Annotated in this window: 18 protein-coding genes; 7 read left to right on the plus strand and 11 right to left on the minus strand. The window is 31.6% G+C overall.

Annotated elements, in window-relative coordinates:
- Window positions 1-35 precede the first annotated feature (35 nt).
- From nqrE to WNY78_RS02950, 3 genes are all read left to right on the plus strand, one after another.
- Window positions 36-749, plus strand: a complete 714-nt coding sequence (nqrE, locus tag WNY78_RS02940; RefSeq protein WP_342871682.1) for an NADH:ubiquinone reductase (Na(+)-transporting) subunit E — start codon at window positions 36-38, stop codon at window positions 747-749.
- 1 nt (window position 750) lies between these two features.
- Entirely contained in the window at window positions 751-2,064 is a 1,314-nt protein-coding gene (nqrF, locus tag WNY78_RS02945; protein ID WP_342871683.1) for an NADH:ubiquinone reductase (Na(+)-transporting) subunit F, read from the plus strand.
- Between the two features lie 141 nt (window positions 2,065-2,205).
- Window positions 2,206-3,060 (plus strand): hypothetical protein, encoded by an 855-nt coding sequence (locus WNY78_RS02950; RefSeq protein WP_342871684.1) that lies wholly within the window; start codon window positions 2,206-2,208, stop codon window positions 3,058-3,060.
- 83 nt (window positions 3,061-3,143) lie between these two features.
- Here WNY78_RS02950 and WNY78_RS02955 read toward each other — a convergent pair whose 3' ends face one another.
- The 11 genes from WNY78_RS02955 to WNY78_RS03005 form a co-directional block, all read right to left on the minus strand.
- Window positions 3,144-3,269: a hypothetical protein gene (locus WNY78_RS02955; RefSeq protein ID WP_342871685.1), complete on the minus strand. Its 126-nt coding sequence runs from the start codon at window positions 3,267-3,269 to the stop codon at window positions 3,144-3,146.
- A 4-nt stretch (window positions 3,270-3,273) separates the two neighbouring features.
- On the minus strand, window positions 3,274-3,636 hold the full coding sequence (locus tag WNY78_RS02960; protein WP_342871686.1) for a cupin domain-containing protein: 363 nt from the start codon (window positions 3,634-3,636) through the stop codon (window positions 3,274-3,276).
- A 292-nt stretch (window positions 3,637-3,928) separates the two neighbouring features.
- Complete coding sequence (locus WNY78_RS02965; protein ID WP_342871687.1) at window positions 3,929-4,426, minus strand: hypothetical protein; 498 nt, start codon at window positions 4,424-4,426, stop codon at window positions 3,929-3,931.
- A gap of 232 nt (window positions 4,427-4,658) precedes the next feature.
- Complete coding sequence (locus WNY78_RS02970; protein ID WP_342871688.1) at window positions 4,659-5,426, minus strand: DUF6090 family protein; 768 nt, start codon at window positions 5,424-5,426, stop codon at window positions 4,659-4,661.
- Between the two features lie 25 nt (window positions 5,427-5,451).
- A complete protein-coding gene (locus WNY78_RS02975; RefSeq protein WP_342871689.1) occupies window positions 5,452-6,243 on the minus strand; it encodes a DUF6090 family protein in 792 nt (263 codons plus the stop codon).
- On the minus strand, window positions 6,240-7,052 hold the full coding sequence (locus WNY78_RS02980; protein WP_342871690.1) for a DUF6090 family protein: 813 nt from the start codon (window positions 7,050-7,052) through the stop codon (window positions 6,240-6,242). The genes WNY78_RS02975 and WNY78_RS02980 overlap by 4 nt, the downstream gene beginning before the upstream one ends.
- 57 nt (window positions 7,053-7,109) lie before the next feature.
- Entirely contained in the window at window positions 7,110-8,021 is a 912-nt protein-coding gene (locus tag WNY78_RS02985; RefSeq protein WP_342871691.1) for a nuclear transport factor 2 family protein, read from the minus strand.
- A gap of 19 nt (window positions 8,022-8,040) precedes the next feature.
- A complete protein-coding gene (locus tag WNY78_RS02990; protein WP_342871692.1) occupies window positions 8,041-8,562 on the minus strand; it encodes a RidA family protein in 522 nt (173 codons plus the stop codon).
- A 12-nt stretch (window positions 8,563-8,574) separates the two neighbouring features.
- Window positions 8,575-9,207 (minus strand): DUF2306 domain-containing protein, encoded by a 633-nt coding sequence (locus WNY78_RS02995; RefSeq protein WP_342871693.1) that lies wholly within the window; start codon window positions 9,205-9,207, stop codon window positions 8,575-8,577.
- A gap of 35 nt (window positions 9,208-9,242) precedes the next feature.
- Window positions 9,243-9,578, minus strand: coding sequence for a hypothetical protein (locus WNY78_RS03000; RefSeq protein WP_342871694.1), 336 nt, complete (start codon window positions 9,576-9,578; stop codon window positions 9,243-9,245).
- A 10-nt stretch (window positions 9,579-9,588) separates the two neighbouring features.
- Entirely contained in the window at window positions 9,589-10,527 is a 939-nt protein-coding gene (locus tag WNY78_RS03005) for an NAD-dependent epimerase/dehydratase family protein (protein ID WP_342871695.1), read from the minus strand.
- Between the two features lie 324 nt (window positions 10,528-10,851).
- Here WNY78_RS03005 and WNY78_RS03010 point away from each other — a divergent pair, with 324 nt between their 5' ends.
- From WNY78_RS03010 to WNY78_RS03025, 4 genes are all read left to right on the plus strand, one after another.
- Entirely contained in the window at window positions 10,852-13,851 is a 3,000-nt protein-coding gene (locus WNY78_RS03010) for a two-component regulator propeller domain-containing protein (protein WP_342871696.1), read from the plus strand.
- Between the two features lie 71 nt (window positions 13,852-13,922).
- Window positions 13,923-14,555 carry a response regulator transcription factor gene (locus tag WNY78_RS03015; protein WP_342871697.1) on the plus strand — a complete coding sequence of 211 codons (633 nt, stop codon included), beginning with the start codon at window positions 13,923-13,925 and terminating at the stop codon, window positions 14,553-14,555.
- Between the two features lie 47 nt (window positions 14,556-14,602).
- Window positions 14,603-15,469 carry a DUF4846 domain-containing protein gene (locus WNY78_RS03020; RefSeq protein WP_342871698.1) on the plus strand — a complete coding sequence of 289 codons (867 nt, stop codon included), beginning with the start codon at window positions 14,603-14,605 and terminating at the stop codon, window positions 15,467-15,469.
- Window positions 15,470-15,541: 72 nt separating this feature from the next.
- Window positions 15,542-17,422 (plus strand): T9SS type A sorting domain-containing protein, encoded by a 1,881-nt coding sequence (locus WNY78_RS03025; protein WP_342871699.1) that lies wholly within the window; start codon window positions 15,542-15,544, stop codon window positions 17,420-17,422.
- Window positions 17,423-17,492 lie beyond the last annotated feature (70 nt).

Below are 17,492 nucleotides of genomic sequence, written 5' to 3' on the forward strand. Positions count from 1 at the left end.
ATATGCTGATAACTGCAAACTGAAGATATAAAAATATGGAACATTTAGAATTATTTTTCAAATCAATATTTATAGACAACATGGTGTTTGCCACGTTCCTTGGGATGTGTTCTTACCTTGCTGTATCTAAAAAAGTATCTACTGCAGTAGGTCTTGGTGCTGCTGTAATATTTGTATTAGCAATTACAGTACCTCTAAACTGGTTATTAGATCAATATGTGTTACAACCAGGTGCCTTATCTTGGCTAGGAGCTGAATATGTAGATTATGATTTAAGTTTCCTATCATTTATCATGTTTATTGCAACTATTGCAACGATGGTACAATTAGTAGAAATAGTAGTAGAAAAGTTTTCTCCTTCATTATATAATTCTCTTGGGATTTTCTTACCATTAATTGCTGTAAACTGTGCCATTCTTGGTGGTTCATTGTTTATGCAATCTAGAGAAATTGCAACTTTAGGATTGGCTACAACTTACGGGATAGGTTCTGGTATAGGGTGGTTCTTAGCTATTTTAGCTATTGCAGCTATTCGTGAGAAAATTAGATATTCTAATGTACCACCTGCATTAAGAGGTTTAGGAATTACGTTTATTATTACAGGTTTAATGGCTATCGGATTTATGAGTTTTGGAGGTATGTTAACTGGTGGTGATGAAGAAACAACAGAAGAAAAAACAGTTGAAGTTCAAGTAAAATCAACTGATAATAATTCAGAATTAGCTAATAACACTAAAAGAGAAGAGTAGTATGATTTTAGCAGCAGGAACATTAGGAACAGTTTTAGCAACAGTAGCAGCGTTTTTACTTGTAACATTGATACTTGTTAGTTTGTTATTGTTTGTAAAACAAAAATTATCACCATCTGGTCCAGTAAAGATTAAGATTAATGGTGAACGTGAAATAGAAGTTGCATCAGGAAGTACATTACTATCTACTTTAGGAGCAGAAAAAATATTCTTACCATCTGCTTGTGGTGGTGGTGGAACATGTATTCAATGTGAATGTCACGTCCTTTCTGGTGGTGGTGAAGCATTACCAACAGAAACACCTCATTTTAGTAGAAAAGAATTAGCACAAGGTGCTCGTTTATCTTGCCAAGTGAAAGTAAAGCAGGACATGGAAATTACCATACCTGAAGAAGTATTTGGTATCAAGAAATGGGAAGCAACTGTAGTTTCAAATTATAACGTAGCAACGTTTATTAAAGAATTTGTAGTTGAAATCCCTGAGGATATGAACTATAAAGCTGGTGGATATATTCAAATTGAAATACCTAATTGTGAAATTAAGTATTCTGATATGGATGTTTCAGCTCACCCAGAAGATCATCCTGGAGAACCAGATAAATTTAAAGCAGACTGGGAGAAGTTTGGTTTATGGCCTTTAGTAATGAAGAACGAAGAACTAGTTGAAAGAGCTTATTCTATGGCTTCATATCCTGCCGAAGGAAGAAAAATTATGCTTAATGTACGTGTCGCAACACCACCTTTTGATCGCGCTAAAGGCGGTTGGATGGATGTAAATCCTGGAGTTGCTTCATCTTATATTTTCAACCAAAAAATTGGTGACAAAGTAACTATTTCTGGACCTTATGGAGAATTCTTCATTAATGAGTCTGATAGTGAAATGTTATACGTTGGTGGTGGAGCAGGAATGGCACCTATGCGTTCTCATTTATATGAGTTATTTAGAACCTTAAAAACGAATCGTAAAGTAACATATTGGTATGGTGGACGTTCTAAAGCAGAGTTATTCTATATCCATTACTTTAGAGCTTTAGAAAAAGATTTTCCAAACTTTAAATTCTATTTGGCCTTATCAGAACCAATGGAACAAGATAATTGGAAAGTTAAATCAGATATTAATGATGAATCAGGAGATGGTTTTACAGGGTTTATTCACCAAGTTGTAATAGATCAATACCTATCTAAGCATGAAGCACCAGAAGATATCGAATTATATTTCTGTGGTCCTCCATTAATGAACCAAGCGGTACAAAAAATGGGTGAAGATTTTGGGATACCAGATGAGCACATTAGATTTGATGACTTTGGAGGATAGACTTCAAATAATTATAAAAAGAAAAAGCCAACTCAATATGAGTTGGTTTTTTGATTTAAGGCAAAACAAAGATTTATTTTGTAGTATTTGTCTTATTCAATCATTAGTCTATATTTGTTAAAATTTAACTTAATTTACTTTATGAAACATGTACTTATAATTGCCCTAGCACTTGCTGTTTTTTCTTGCTCATCAGATGATAGTAGTGATGGAGGTTCACCAGGAGGAGGTGGAAGCGGAACACTTATTAAAACAGTTACAAAATTAACAGCAGCAGGAACTGTTGACGAACAATTTGATTACGAATATAATACACTCGGAAATGTAACAAAATTGACATCTGTGACTATTTATGGTATGACAATTACAACGTTTGATTATGATTCTAATGATAGAATGATCTCGTTTACTGAAGTAAAAACAGATCCATTCAACGATATTAGAACAGAAGTGGATTATCTAGAATATGAAAATAATGTCATAGTTGGTATATGTCAAGATATTACGTATGATAATGAAACATCATCATTTGATGATCCTGAAGTAGATAAAATTGAGTTTGAATATAACAGCTCGCAATACGTAAGTATGTTTACTCATTATTATGAAGAAGATGCAGAATTTAATACTTGTGAAGATGTATCAAGTTTTTCAAACACTGAAGAATTAGAATATGATGCTAACGGAAATATGATTCGCTACGAGAATAGTGATTACTTCTGGACGCCTAGTTATTTGACGTATACTTATGATGATAAGAATCATTCATATGCTAATATTAAGCCTGATGCGTTTAGAAAATTATATGGTTTTTCAACGATTAATAATATCAATACTGCTAATGAGTATAATGCAGAAACAGATGAATTAATCGGAACAATTGCCTATAGCTACGAGTTTAATTCAAGTAATTTTCCAACATCTTTAGAACGTACCTATACAGATGCAGATGGTACTTCTGGACAAGCGACTCGATATGAGTATACATATTACTAATATATTTAAGTCATATAAAACACAAAAACCAACTCAATTAGAGTTGGTTTTTGTGTTTTAACTAAAATCTTGTTGTAACAGATTTATACATCTTCTTCAGCATCTTTTTTGTCTTCCTTTTTCATTTTAATATAACCAGTCACTAGTCTCACACCTAATCGTGCAAAAAGGATTATGGCAATAACCATTATAATGTTAAATCCGTCCATAGCGTTATTTGTATTCCATAATTAAAAAGACTGCTGTACTATCTCCAATATTGAGTACTTCGTGAGTTGAAATTTCAGCGTTACTAAAGCTATAACCGGTTGGGACATTAACTTCTCTGGTTCCTGTGGTATCTTTTATTCTAAATTTACTTCCTGCTAGTGTAAAACCAAAATGCGGATTATGATAATGCTTCTCATGACCTACATTAGGTGCAAAAGTACATTTTAGAACCCTTAAATTATCATTGTCTTCAACCACTTCACATACAGCTTCATTATTCCAGCCAGCTTCTAGAGGGTCTGGTAATGTGTTTTGATTTTTACAACTTATAAGTAATATTGTGAGAATTAAAATACTAATTTTCATTCAAATCATTTTCGCGCAAGATAATGATTTCATTAGTATCATAGATTAATAATTTGAGTTTTGGGATGGCGTTTTTTGTTATTGTATTACTCAGTTTTAAGATTTTCAACTAATCCTGAAACGTATTGCTTTTCTGTTTTTATTTCATTGTGTTGTTCATTCTAATTATTAATTTGAAGCATAATTATAATCCCAATAACCACAAGTATGATTTCACCAATGGCATAGAGTAAATATTTAGTTGTCTTGTTTTCTTTTATCATTGATTGTCTTATGTGTCTAAAAAAATTAATCATTGGCTTATCGTCTCTCTTATAATGTTTTCAATTATAACACTGGTGTTTTTAAGTTGACTTTCCATAAATTGAGAATATAATGCTTTTTCATCTAATAGATTTTCAAAGGTTATGTCATGCAATAAATCCCTATTATTAATGTCTAAATTTGATGGCTTCGTTTTAATTCTTTTGAAATTTAGGTTTCGTAATGAACCCTTTAACTTTATGTAATCTATAATATCTTGCGAGCTTTTTTCAACCCTTCGATTCCACTCTTCAATCTTTTCTATTTCAGTTTCCCATTCAAAAAGTAATTGCTTTAAGTTTTCGTTTTTCAGCAATGAGAGCTTTCCCGTATTTTTTAGCTCATTCATTGTGAAATTACTTGGTTTCCAAGTCGGAAAGTATAATGCCTTTTCAATCATTATATTGATTTGTTGTTCAGAAAACGAAGTGTCTTTTAAACCTATATGTGATAGATTCTCTAAACTTCCATCTTTTGTAAATAACACTTGACCCAACGTGCTTTTTAATGCTTCGCGATTAGCTTCAAATTCCTGAACTAGATTTTGTTTTATCTGCTGTAACTCTGCATTTGCTTTTCTATTTTCATTCCAATTATTTATCTGTAATGCAATTAAAATTCCAATAACTACGAGAATGATTTCACCAATAGCATAAAGTAAATACTTTTTTGTTTTTCCTTCGGAAATAACACTTTTACGAATATGTCTAAGAACTTTATCATTGCTTATTTTCTTCTAATTCAATCTTTAATTCTTTTAATTTTCCTTTAATGTTTTTTACTAATCCAAGTTTTGAATGTATGTTTCCAATAAGAAAATTCAGATTTTTTTTAAGTTCAGAATCATTTAATAAATTTTTTAATGCAATTTTAGCAATGTCATCATTAAGCTCTATTTGACAATTATTTGGTAGTTTAACAGCGATACTACTTTTTGTTTTAATGTATATGTCACCACAATTTGCTCTAATTTTATTTTGAATGTCACTTGGCATAAGGCTTCTTAAATTTTCTCTGTATTTTTTTGGATGGTTAAAGATGTTCGAGTTTGACCAATCTAATTCGTAAAAACTGATTAAGGCTGTTCTTAAATCGTCATTCCTTATGAGATTTATTTGTCCAGAAGTGTTAAGTTCTTTGTAAGTTGAAGCTGTCTGTCTAACATCAGAATATTGACTGGCTTGGTAAAAATCAATCAGACTTTGTTTGGGTGTCTTAAGAGCTAATTCTGGATTTATAAAATGCTCATTAACTCTTTTTGTGAAATCCCTAACTTTGTTATTGTAATCAATATAAGTTAGAATGAATGATTCCTCCTCCTTAATATCATCCAGAAGTCTCGATATAAATATATGTTCTAAACTTCTATTCTTTCTGTTCTCATTCCAATTGTTAATCTGCAATGCAATTAAAATCCCAATAACAACGAGGATGATTTCGCCACTGGCATAAAGCAGATACTTTTTTGTCTTGTTTTCTTTTACCATGGTTTTTCTAATATGTCTGAAAAATTTAATCATTATCAGTCAGTTGTTTTTTAATCTGCTTTAAAGCTGTAAGTCTTTGTCCTATTTTTCCTAAGGTATTAGAAGTTCTTCCCATATCACCAATAAGATAATTTTCAAATCTTGGATCTTGCATTAAGCTTTCATAATCTATAGTAAGGTTACGAGTATCTTTAATTGCAGCTATTTTGTCATAAAAACCTTGAACATCTTCTTCTTGTATTACCAGATTTCCAGTATTTGTTGTGATATAACTTTCTGGTATCGTTGCCATGAAAGGCTCTAACTGACTTTCTACAAAGCGTCGTGATGAATCGAATTGCGCCTTAATTAATATGAAATCTGCGTAGTATTGCGCCAAACTTTTTAGTAATTCTTTTTTATTAAAAGAGTTAAAAGCTCCCAAGGTTTTAGCAGACTCAAACGTAGCAGAATAGTTAGTTGCATTTTCGTTATAGTAGAGCGGTTCTATATACATTCCAAATTTTTCGATACCCATTTTGTTTTGTGGATTTCTTACGTAGGTCAACAACGTGTCTAAAAGTGTCATTCTTTGGGTATGGAATTTTTTATAATAATTCAGTTTTTGCTCGTCTTTTTCGAGATCTAAAAGAATATTACTAAAGAAACTATCTTCTAATTGTTTTCCTTTTTTGTTTTCATTCCAATTGTTAATCTGCAAGGCAATTAAAATACCAATAACTACGAGAATGATTTCGCCAATGGCATAAAGCAGATACTTTTTTGTTTTTCCTTCGGAAATATAACTTCTACGAATATGTCTAAAGAATTTAATCATTGGTCTTTCTTCTTTTCAGATTTAATGAGTTGAATAATTTCAGCAGTTTTATCTTTAACACCAATAGCTTGCTCGTTAGTGTAAGGCGTTAGTCCTAAGATTCTAATGACTTCATCTTCAAAATCTGGATGCGCTAAAAGAGTGTCAAAATTTCCGTCTGATTTGAAATACTTCTTAATTTCCGAAAAATCACCTAGCTTATCACCAATTATTAGTTTCGACCTTAAGTTGTCATCAAATAAAAATTGTTTACTTATACCACCAATTTGATAGTGCTTTATTAAGAAAGGGAAGAATTGTTCTTCGGTAATTTGTAATAAAACGTCTTCTTCTTCCTTAAGTTCCTCTAAAAAACTTGAATATGATGATAGCCTATTTCGTAATGTAGAGTTTTTAAGTAAATAAAGTTTACCAGAGTTTATGAGTTCATTACTAACACCCAATTGAGGATCAAAAGTAGGTCTTAGTAGAATATTAGATAAGTGATAATCAATACTATCAACACTTAAATTTTCTCGACGGTTTTGAATGTAATTTAGAAGGGTAAAACAAGATTTCATCATACCATTTCTTAAACTTATTTTAGTTTCTATTTGTTTAAAGTTGCTTTCATACTCAGACAATAATTGCGATAAAATTTCCTTTTCCTGTTTAGAATTTTTTTTATCCTCATTCCAATTGTTAATTTGTAAGGCTATGAGAATACCAATAACCACAAGGATAATTTCGCCAATAGCATAAAGCAGATACTTTTTTGTTTTTCCTTCGGAAATGACACTTCTACGAATATGTCTAAAGAATTTAATCATTGGTTTAAAACTTAAAAAAAAGTCAACCTTTTTAAGAGTTAACTTTTGTGAAATTATTTATTTTTTCATCATTTCATCAAGCTGTTTGGTGTCTACATATTGTTGGAATGCTGTAATTTTTCCGTTAGAAACCGTCCATAAATGAGCCACTTGAGCATCCAATTTTTTACCATTGTGTTTAGAAGTCGCTTTATAACGTAATGTGGCGAGTACTTGGTTGTTGCTCATTTCGGTTAAAACAATATTTTCTAACCTAAAATTATCAAAGTCATTTGGTAGTTTTGCAAAGACACCATTTAAAACGGCATCTGGACCAATATAAGGGTTGCCACTTGCAAGTGCATTTCCTTCGGCTTCATTCCAAACGATATTTTCATCCATTGCTCCAAGTGCTGCAGGAATATCACCTTTTTCAAAGGCTTTGTAAAGTCCGTCAATGATTTGAGAATTTTGATTAGTTGTTGCGGTTTTCATTTCAACTCTAATAAGTCTTATCGTTGCAGTTTTACTTAAATTAGTCACTGTATGTGGTGCTTCTGGGTTTTTATACATGACAAAAGGCATTGGTAAAGGCTCAGGTAGTTTACGAGAATCAAAAATAATATTGCCTTCGCCATCAGAATCTATAAAATCGCCAGCTTCTTGTATATAAAGCGTGCTTGGCCATTTGTGATGATGTAACTTTTCTACTTCTCCTGGTGCCAAAGTAACTTCTAAAACTCGCACTTGGTCATTTTCTAATAGAATATTATGATTATCTGGTGCTGCAATTACCGCATCTAATTCAGCTGGCCAATCTGCTGGATTTCCAGTTTTGTAGATGATATTGTTATCGATGTTTTTGTTTTGACCAATACACACCAAGTTTATCATAAACACTAGAACAAGTGTGACTAATAATTTATTTGGTATACCTACAGAGTTTTTGTTTTCTGTTTTATGTTTGTCATTTTTATTCGAAAAATTCATACTTTTTATTTTTTAGATTTTAATTGCTTTTATGTACTTCCAATTCTATCTCTATCATAAATTCTGGAACAGCTAATTCTGTCACTCCAAGCCAAGAACCCGTTGGGAATTGCTTTTTATAGATTTCAGTTCGGTAACCAGCAAACTCTAAAAATTTAGACATATCTGTTGTAAATACATTTTCTACCACAACATCGTCAAAAGTGCATCCGTAATGTTTTAGAACTTTATCTAAATCTGAATAGCAATTTTTCATTTGCTGTTCAAAATCACCAACAGCAGTTGGATTGCCTTCGTCATCCATACTAACAGCTCCAGAAACCTTAATTGAATTACCAATTTTTACTGCATGAGAATAACCATAGGCTTTTTCAACTTCTGGACGAAGTAGGAAGTATTCTGGTGTTTCATTTACTTGTTTATGTTCAGTAGTGTCAGGTTTTTCTTTTGTGATTTCTGTTTTGACTTTTTCTTCACAATTAAAAAATGATGTAGAAATAATAAATATTAGTAGAAGAGTGAAAATTTTTGATGTGTTCATTTTGTTTAGTGTTTATTTGTTATTAATCTTTCTTCCTTGTATAAAAACCTCAGCAATAAATAATGGAATTGCCCAACATGCCCAACTCATTAAGACTAAGATTTCTTCGTCAGTTCCAACTTCCAATGCGTGTAAAATATCTTCTACAAACCTAAATGTGACGAAAGCAAATGTGATCACATAACTACGAATCATCCAATCTTTATGTAAGTTCACTTTTTTATTTTTTATTGATATCAATGCCAATATTGAAGATGTTGACCAAACGGCACCTAACACAAATAAACCAACTGTATATGGTAAATTAACACCAGAAGTAGCTGCCATATACATACCAGATATTCCTGATAAAACTGTAGATATGATATAAATACGTCCTAATTGTCGATGTATTTTTAAATATTTATTTCGAATTTTTGGTATAAATTGAAAAGGTCCAATAATAGTAGCGACGATGCCTAAAACAATATGAGGAAACACCCAAAATACTCTAGTGAAGTAATACGATCCGTAAACTTCTTCGGTTGGTATTAGCATTGGGAATGCACTTTTGATGACGTAATAACATATCAATAAGCCTGTAAGTATTGATAAGGCTATTAAAGCGGTTTTGCCAATTGTGTTATTGTTATTTGATTTACTCATGTTGGTTGTTTTAAATATTTTGAATCTTTAAAATTTCAGTATAAAATATTATCAAATACTTTTTCTAAGTACTGTTCTCTTGCTCCAAATTTGTGGTCAGCATGGAAGACAGCCAGAATTTCTTTTTTAAGTTCATGAATTTCTATTGGTGAATATTCATGTTCGTTGATCGCATCTTCTATCTTCTCGAAACAACCATCTTCTTCATCACAACAAAATTCATTGTATATGTTGTTGAAGGTTTCTATATCAGTTTTAGACTTAATTAAAGCGATTTCCTCTTCAGATTCCTCTTGATCTATCTTTGCACAGAGCAAAAGGATATAAATCTTCAATTCAGGTTTTGACCATTTTTTTAATTCGTTTTTCATGATTTAATATTTATGTGTTGTATTCTTTTAAAGTGGATTGTACAGATTGAAACGGAACACCCAATTGTCGTTCTGCTAATTGGTTTTGATATATGATTTCTGCCGCATGCTTTGGCAACTCATTATTTAACATCAAGGTCACATCAGATACTGGATACGTTTCACTAGACAACAAATAATTTTTGCCATGCAATCCAGAAATTGTAGCCGCTTTATAAACGCTAATTGCTACATCCTTTACATTTACAATTGCCATAGTAACATCTTCATCATAAAACATTTGAATAAAAGGATTTGGCGCAATCTTATTTTTGAACAAAAATTGGATACCTGTTGATGTAGAATCTTCTCTTTTTGAAAGTGATTTACCCATAACCATAACTGGAGAAACACTTACGATTTCTGTGTCTAGATTTGGGTGTTTTTTAATAAAATCGTTGACCGTTTGGTTAGCAATAAATTTAGCTTGTGCATAAGGATGACTGTCTTCACTTGTAAAAGGCGTATCATTTTCGCTAAATTGATCTGATGCAGATTTATGTCCTGCTGGTAAAGGGAAATTAGTGTTCCAAGCAGCAACTGAAGCAATAAGTACCACCTTTTTTACTTGTGATGAATTTTGAATAACCTCTAGGAAATTCTCTGTTCCTTTTATTGTAGGTTCAAACAAATCTCTTTGCGGATCCTCTACATCTAACTGAAAAGGAGTTCCTGAATGAATAACAATATCACAATCTTTTACAAAGTTTTCTAATCGGCTTTTATCTGTAACATCTAACTCGTAAAAACTTAAGTTTTCTGCATTATTCAACTCACTTAAATGTTGGTAATTTTTAAGATTTGATAAATCTCTAGTAGAGACCTTGACTTCATATCCATTGTCTAAAAACTGTTTGGTAATATGGCTTCCTATAAAACCAGAACCACCAATAACGCCTATTTTTTTCATGAAAATTGATTTTAAAAATTGATATAATTATATATTGATAATCATTGCTATGTTTCAAATCCATTGCAATAATGAAATCTGTTATATGAGTTGCTATTAATCATGTCAATTAAAAAAAATTCAATTCTAGGGAGAAAGGAATTCGTCTAATAAAACACCTATAAAAAGTGTGTTATTTAACTTTAGCTAAGTTAAGATTGTAATCACTAATTGTCAATCACATGTTGATGTGGTATTGGCATCTAACTTTTTGTATATTTGAGACAGCTATTAATTTAATTTCAATTGGAACTTATTAAATCACTGTCTACTTTTGTTATGCAAATGTGCGTGCTCTTGGTATGCTACAGTGTCTATACCCAAAATCCATCTCAAATAGATATTCTTACTACCGAAGATGGTCTCTTGTTTAGAGATGTGTCTAATATTATCCAAGACCAAAAAGGATTGATGTGGTTTGGTACCACACAGGGTCTCAACCGATATGATGGTCATCAGTTTAAGGCATACACTAGTAATGCTCAAAATCCCTTTTTTCTTGAAGAAGATTTTATAACATCAAATATGCTTTATGATGATGTTGACAATTCGATATGGTACTTAGCAAATGACAAATTATTTCAACTTAAAATCACTAAAGATTCTATTATATCCTATAATGAAAAACATAATGTAGAAGAGCGTGTTCTAGATATTTATAAAGCGCCAGACAAGACTATTTGGATAGTAACCGATGACTATTGGAAGGTGGAAAAGAATTTGTCAAAACTGTATTTGAAAAAATTTGAAAACGGAAAATTTAATCTCATTGCTTCGGTTGATAGATATAAATACATTTTTAACAACTTAACTTTTGATGGCAAAGGATTTGTTTGGTGGACAACTACAAGAGGTACAAATAAATATACACCTGAAGGCAAATTATTAGAACATCATGTGTTGGATACCTACGATTGGAATGGTGACTTTATACATTATGTGCAACATTTTTTTGATCGCAACAACATACAATACTATTTCCCGCCATCAAGTGGTGGAATTTATATTTTCAATGCAGATGAAAAAATCTCTAAAATTATTTTTGAAACAAGCGAGATTATACGTCGCGCTATAGAAGATGATGAAGGAAATATTTGGTTTGCAGGCGATGATGCGTTGTATCGTATGGATACTGAAGGTAATTTCACAGATTATACAAACTTGTTGAAATCTAAACTAGACTATTCTAAAATTAAAAATCTATATATAGATAAAAATAGTTTGCTTTGGATAGCTACAGACAATGGTTTATTTAAGGTAAAAACTCAGAAACAGTTATTTTTAACTTTTTTTAAATCAAAAAATGATGGTTGGGGAAATTCAATGCGTGGAATTTTTGAAGATGCTAATCAACGCATATTTTCACTCTGTGAGAACAAACATCAATTGTGGTATAAAACCAAAAACGGTCAGATAGATTCCTTGTCGTTAAAAACCAAATCAGGAACCCCTCTTTCATTAAAGTACGATGCAAGTTTTTTGGTTACTAATAATGCAAAAACTCATGCGTATGCTATAGGTAATGGTATTTGTGAAATAGACTTAAAAACAGGAGTTACTCAAATTTATGACCAGTTTAATAATAAAAATAATATTCATGGACCAAATGCGCTATTGAAATTAAGTGATGGACGTTTATTGTTTGGTTTTACTTTAGAGTATTTAACTGTTTTTAATCCTATAACTCAACAAAGCTATTCTGTTTTTAATAATTTATCAGAAAATGATAACATCAGGAATCTTATGTTTTTTGAAGAAAACAAAGATCAAAATCACGTTTGGATAGGAACAAGAAATGATGGTGTATTAAAGATTGACCTTAACGGAAATATATTGAAATCATATAATATGAGTTCAACACCTCAATTTGGTAAGCATCCTGTATTATGCCTTGAAGAGGATGTTGATGGCAGTTTATGGGTTGGCACTTATGGAGGCGGACTAAAACATATTGCGGCAGATGGAAAGACGTTAACAAGTTATACCAAAACCGAAGGTTTATCAGATGATAACGTAGTTAGTATTATACCAGATGGAGATGATAAACTATGGATTAGCACCTATAACGGATTGTCATTGTTTAATAAAACAACCAAGGAATTTCAGAATTTTTATACCGAAGATGGTTTATCACACAACGAATTTAATTATTCATCCTTTTTTAAGGATAGCCAAGGCTTGTATTATTTTGGTGGTATGAATGGTATTAACGTTTTCAATCCTATAATGCTTCAAGAATCTGTAAGACCACCAGATATTCAGGTTTTAGGAATTTCTGGATATAACAGTATTACAAAGCAAAGTTATGTTAATGATTATGCTCAAACAGAATTAAAGGAGTTTATAGCATCCCCTTACGATCAGTATTTTGAGATCAACTGGACAATGCCAAGCTATTTTCAGAATAACAAAAACACCTACAGCACAAAATTAGAAGGTTTAGAAGACCGATGGTTTTATCAAGGTAATACTTCATCAATTAGGTATAACCAATTGCCAGCAGGTGATTATGTATTAAAAGTCAAAGGGACAGATTCTCATGGGAATGAAAGCGCCTCAATATTATCGATTCCAATTGAAGTGCGTCAAATATTTTATAAAAAGTGGTGGTTTATATTGCTTGTTATGTTAGCTATAATAGCTGTGATGTATTCCATTTTTAGATATCGGTTTCAACAAGCGTTGGCCATGGAGCGATTGCGTACTAAAATTTCAAGCGATTTACACGATGATGTTGGTTCATTGCTTTCTGGTCTTGCGATGCAAACCGAACTCATGGAAATTAATGCTAGCGAAAGTGATAAATTTAAACTTCAAAAAATTGCAGGTATTAGTAGAAATGCCATTTCACAAATGCGTGATTTGGTTTGGAGTATTGATAGTAGAAGAGAAACAATTAAAGATTTAATTGAGCGCATGCATGAACTTGCAGAAGAGTTGTTATTACCAAAAGAAATTTCTTTTCAAATAGATAGTTCTAATATTAAAAATCCTAACAAAAAATTGCCAGCGCAAACCAAACAAAATATATTTTTAATTTATAAAGAGGCGATAACTAATGTGTTGCGACATTCTGACGCTTCAAATGTTAACATTACCATTAGTAATCAAGCAAAGGGATGTCAAATAGTTATTAAAGATAATGGAAGTGAAAAAGACTCCTACAAATCCACTGGTTTGGGATTGTCTAATATGGCAATGCGTGCCGAAAAATTAAAAGGAAATTTGGATTTTCAAAAAGAAAATGGATTTGGAGTACAGCTACATTTACCATTTCAATTTTAAAACCACATTTTAATGTGATTGCCCAAGCTACATAATTGTTTTAACTTTACATGGGAACGATTATGTCAAACATGAATACCATAAAGTTAGCAATTATAGAAGATGATAAATTGATTCAGGAAAGTCTGAACGACTTCTTTGATGCGCAACCTCATATAGATTGTTTGCAAATTTCGGCTTCAGTAGAAGATTTTATTAAAGTTATTTTGTCTTCGGAAAACGTGCCAGACATTATACTTCTGGATATAAATTTATTAGGAATGTCTGGAATAAAAGGCATTCCGCTTATCTTAAACGAACTACCAAAAGTAGATATCATCATGTTAACCACATTTGAAGATCATGATAGTATTTATAAAGCGTTGTGTGCTGGAGCATGTTCTTATTTATCTAAAAAAACACCACTCAAAAAAATTCTTGAAGCTGTAGAAGTCGTTAATAATGGAGGATCCTATATGTCACCTTCAATTGCTCGAAAAATTATAAACAGTTTTGCGCCAAAACACAATCACAGTGATGTATTGACACCAAGGCAAAAGGATATTGTTGCTGGTATCGTAGACGGTAAAAGTTATAAAATGATTGCCAATGATTTGTTTGTGTCCCTTGACACAGTTCGTAGTCATATTAAAAATATCTACAAAGCGTTAGAAATTAATAGTAAGGCAGAATTGATTAAAAAATCTTATAATAACGAGCTTTAATTAAAAGTCTAAATACGAAAATCATTAGTTTTTGCGTTATTCTAATTATGAAGAAAACCGTACTTGTCCTCCTAATTTTATCATCACTTGTAGTATTAGTATTTCAGTTTAAACCTGTGAAAAAAGCAGTAAATAGTGTCAAAGCAAGTATAGAAACTCCAAACCTTATAAATAAAGATAGTGTAACAATAGCGTCTAGAGTTAATATTCCAGAAGGGTATAAACGTGTTATTTATGAAAAAGGGAGTTATGAAGATTATCTTCGGAACTATAAACTGAAATCTTTTGGTAGTAAAATTATAAATTATGATAATTCTGAATATTTCTGGCAAGGAGGTCACATTGGGATTTTAGAAATCCCAGTGCCAAAAAACGGATTGCAACAATGTGCAGATGCACTCATTAGAATTAGAAGTGAATACCTTTGGGAAAATAACCGAAAAGACGAAATAGGCTTCAATTTTACGTCTGGACATTATTGCTCATGGCAAAAATATGCTGAAGGTTATCGACCAAAAATTAATGGCAATAAAGTAAGCTTTCATAAAACCGCAAGCGCAAGTCATTCCGAAGAAAACTTCTACAAATACCTTAATTTAATCTACATGTATTCAGGTACATTATCTCTTTATAATGAACTCCAATCTATAGACGCTAATGATTTACAAATAGGAGATATGCTTATTAAAGGTGGTTCTCCAGGCCATATTGTAATGATAGGTGATGAAGTTGTAAATGAGCATGGTGATAAACTGTATGTGTTATTTCAAGGCAATACACCTGCTCAAAGTGTGCATTTAGTTAAAAATCTAGAAGACGCTACAATTTCACCTTGGTATGAATTAGAAAATGATGCTGTGATTCCTGTTTCTAATTATACGTTTGATCGTGCAAAGTTTGTGCGATTTAAATAATTTCTAAAACCTTGCTCACATTTTAAAATCGTTTCGATGTAGCTATATACAAACATATAAATGCTATTAATTATGAAACGAATTTTACTTATTATGACACTTTTTTGTGTCTCAATGACTGCTCTTACGCAAAACGAATTTACTGGTAATGGTGATGGTTACAGTTGGGAAGATCCCTATAATTGGTCTTATTTTGATGTGCCTCAATTTGGAGATGATATTTTAATTGATGGTGGCTTTGTCTATTATCAAGGGACGTCATTTGATACTTACGGTACATTAGAACTTAGAAATTTTGCGACGCTCTTTGCTCAAGGCGATATTTCTCTATCTGGTGATTTTATTGTAGATGTTACAAGTACAATTGAATTGTCAATCAATGAAATTAGCATATTTGACAAAATTAGTTGTGGTGAGAATTATTATTTTAACGGTTTTATGACTATTTACATGAATGGTTTTGGACCTCAAATTGGAGATTCATTTCAACTTATTGAAGGTGCTCAAGGTTCATGTGGTACAGCAACAACCGTTTTTGTGCCAGAAAATCAAGCTGGTGGTATTGAAGTTTCATTTGGTGTAGAATGTGAAGCAGATGGTATTTATTACACAGTAACAGATGTTAATTACTCGTCTGCTAAATCTTGGGATGGCGAAGCAGGTAATGGTGCTTGGGATAATCCTTCAAATTGGGATCCTTTTGGTGTTCCAACAGCAAATGATATTGTGTATATCAATATGCCTGGAGCTGGAGATATCGTATATACTAATGGAGCAGGAACAACAAGTGCAAAAGAAATTATAGTTGGAGGTGGAAATACACTAATTATTAATGGAGATTTGTCAATGTACTCTTCAATAAATAATAATATTGGTGGAACAATAATTTGGAATGCAGGAGAGATTTCTAAACAAGATACCAATGTGCAATCGCTATTAATTAATTATGGTAGTTTAGTTTTAGATGGTCCAGGTTTAAAAGAAATGGAAGATGACTTTGAGATTTGGGCATTTCAATCAAATATAGATCACAATCAAGGTAATTTGAATATCAATAATGGTAGAATTAGAATTTTTAATTTTGTCAATTATAATATTAATGCAGATAATATTACGATAGGTTATGATAGCGGAACAAATCATTTATTTAATATTCAAGGTGTTAACGGTATTACAAAAACAGCTGGCACAGGTACTTCAACAATAGATTTAACAGGTCTCACTAATAATTCAGATATTATTAGTGAAATAGGAACATTGGCAATAAATCAAAGTTACATTCAAGGTCCTTTTTCTAATATTGGAGGTAGTGGTAGTATTGATTTGCCAGATGGTTTTATCGTTAATTCTGAAATGTCTCCAGGCAGTTCTCCAGGTATTTTGACTATTGCAGGAAATCTCACTACAGGAGCAGATGCAACCATTAATATTGAGATTGATGGACCAACCGTTGGTACACAATATGATAGAGTAGTCGTACAAAGTAATGCTGTTATTGATGGCGATTTTAATGTGATTTTAGGCTATTTACCAGCTAATGATGCCGTATTTGAAATTCTATCTTCTACGTCGCTTAATACTAGTAATTTACCAGAAACTATTGCAGCAGAATATGGTGGTAATTTCGTTATCTTTTCCGTAGAAATAAAAGATGAATCCATCTACCTTCTTGGTCCTGGAGCTACGTTGAGTGATGATGATTTTATCGCTTTGGAAATGTTAAGCATTTACCCTAATCCAGCTAAAGATGTATTACATATAAAAACTGAATATACGCTTGATGCAGAATGGAATTTGATCAATCAATTAGGTCAAACTGTTAAAAAAGGCGAGTTTACATCTACAGATACAGTGATTAAAACGAGCAACTTAACATCTGGTATGTATTTTTTAAATATTAATAACAAAACATCAAATCAAACCATTATTAAAAAAGTTATGATTTCTAACTAAAAAGAGATAGTAAAATATAACCATCATGAAAATGATGGTTTTTTTATGCTCACATTTTAAATGTATCTCG

This window comes from Psychroserpens sp. AS72 (assembly GCF_038900375.1).
Taxonomy (GTDB): Bacteria; Bacteroidota; Bacteroidia; order Flavobacteriales; family Flavobacteriaceae; genus Psychroserpens.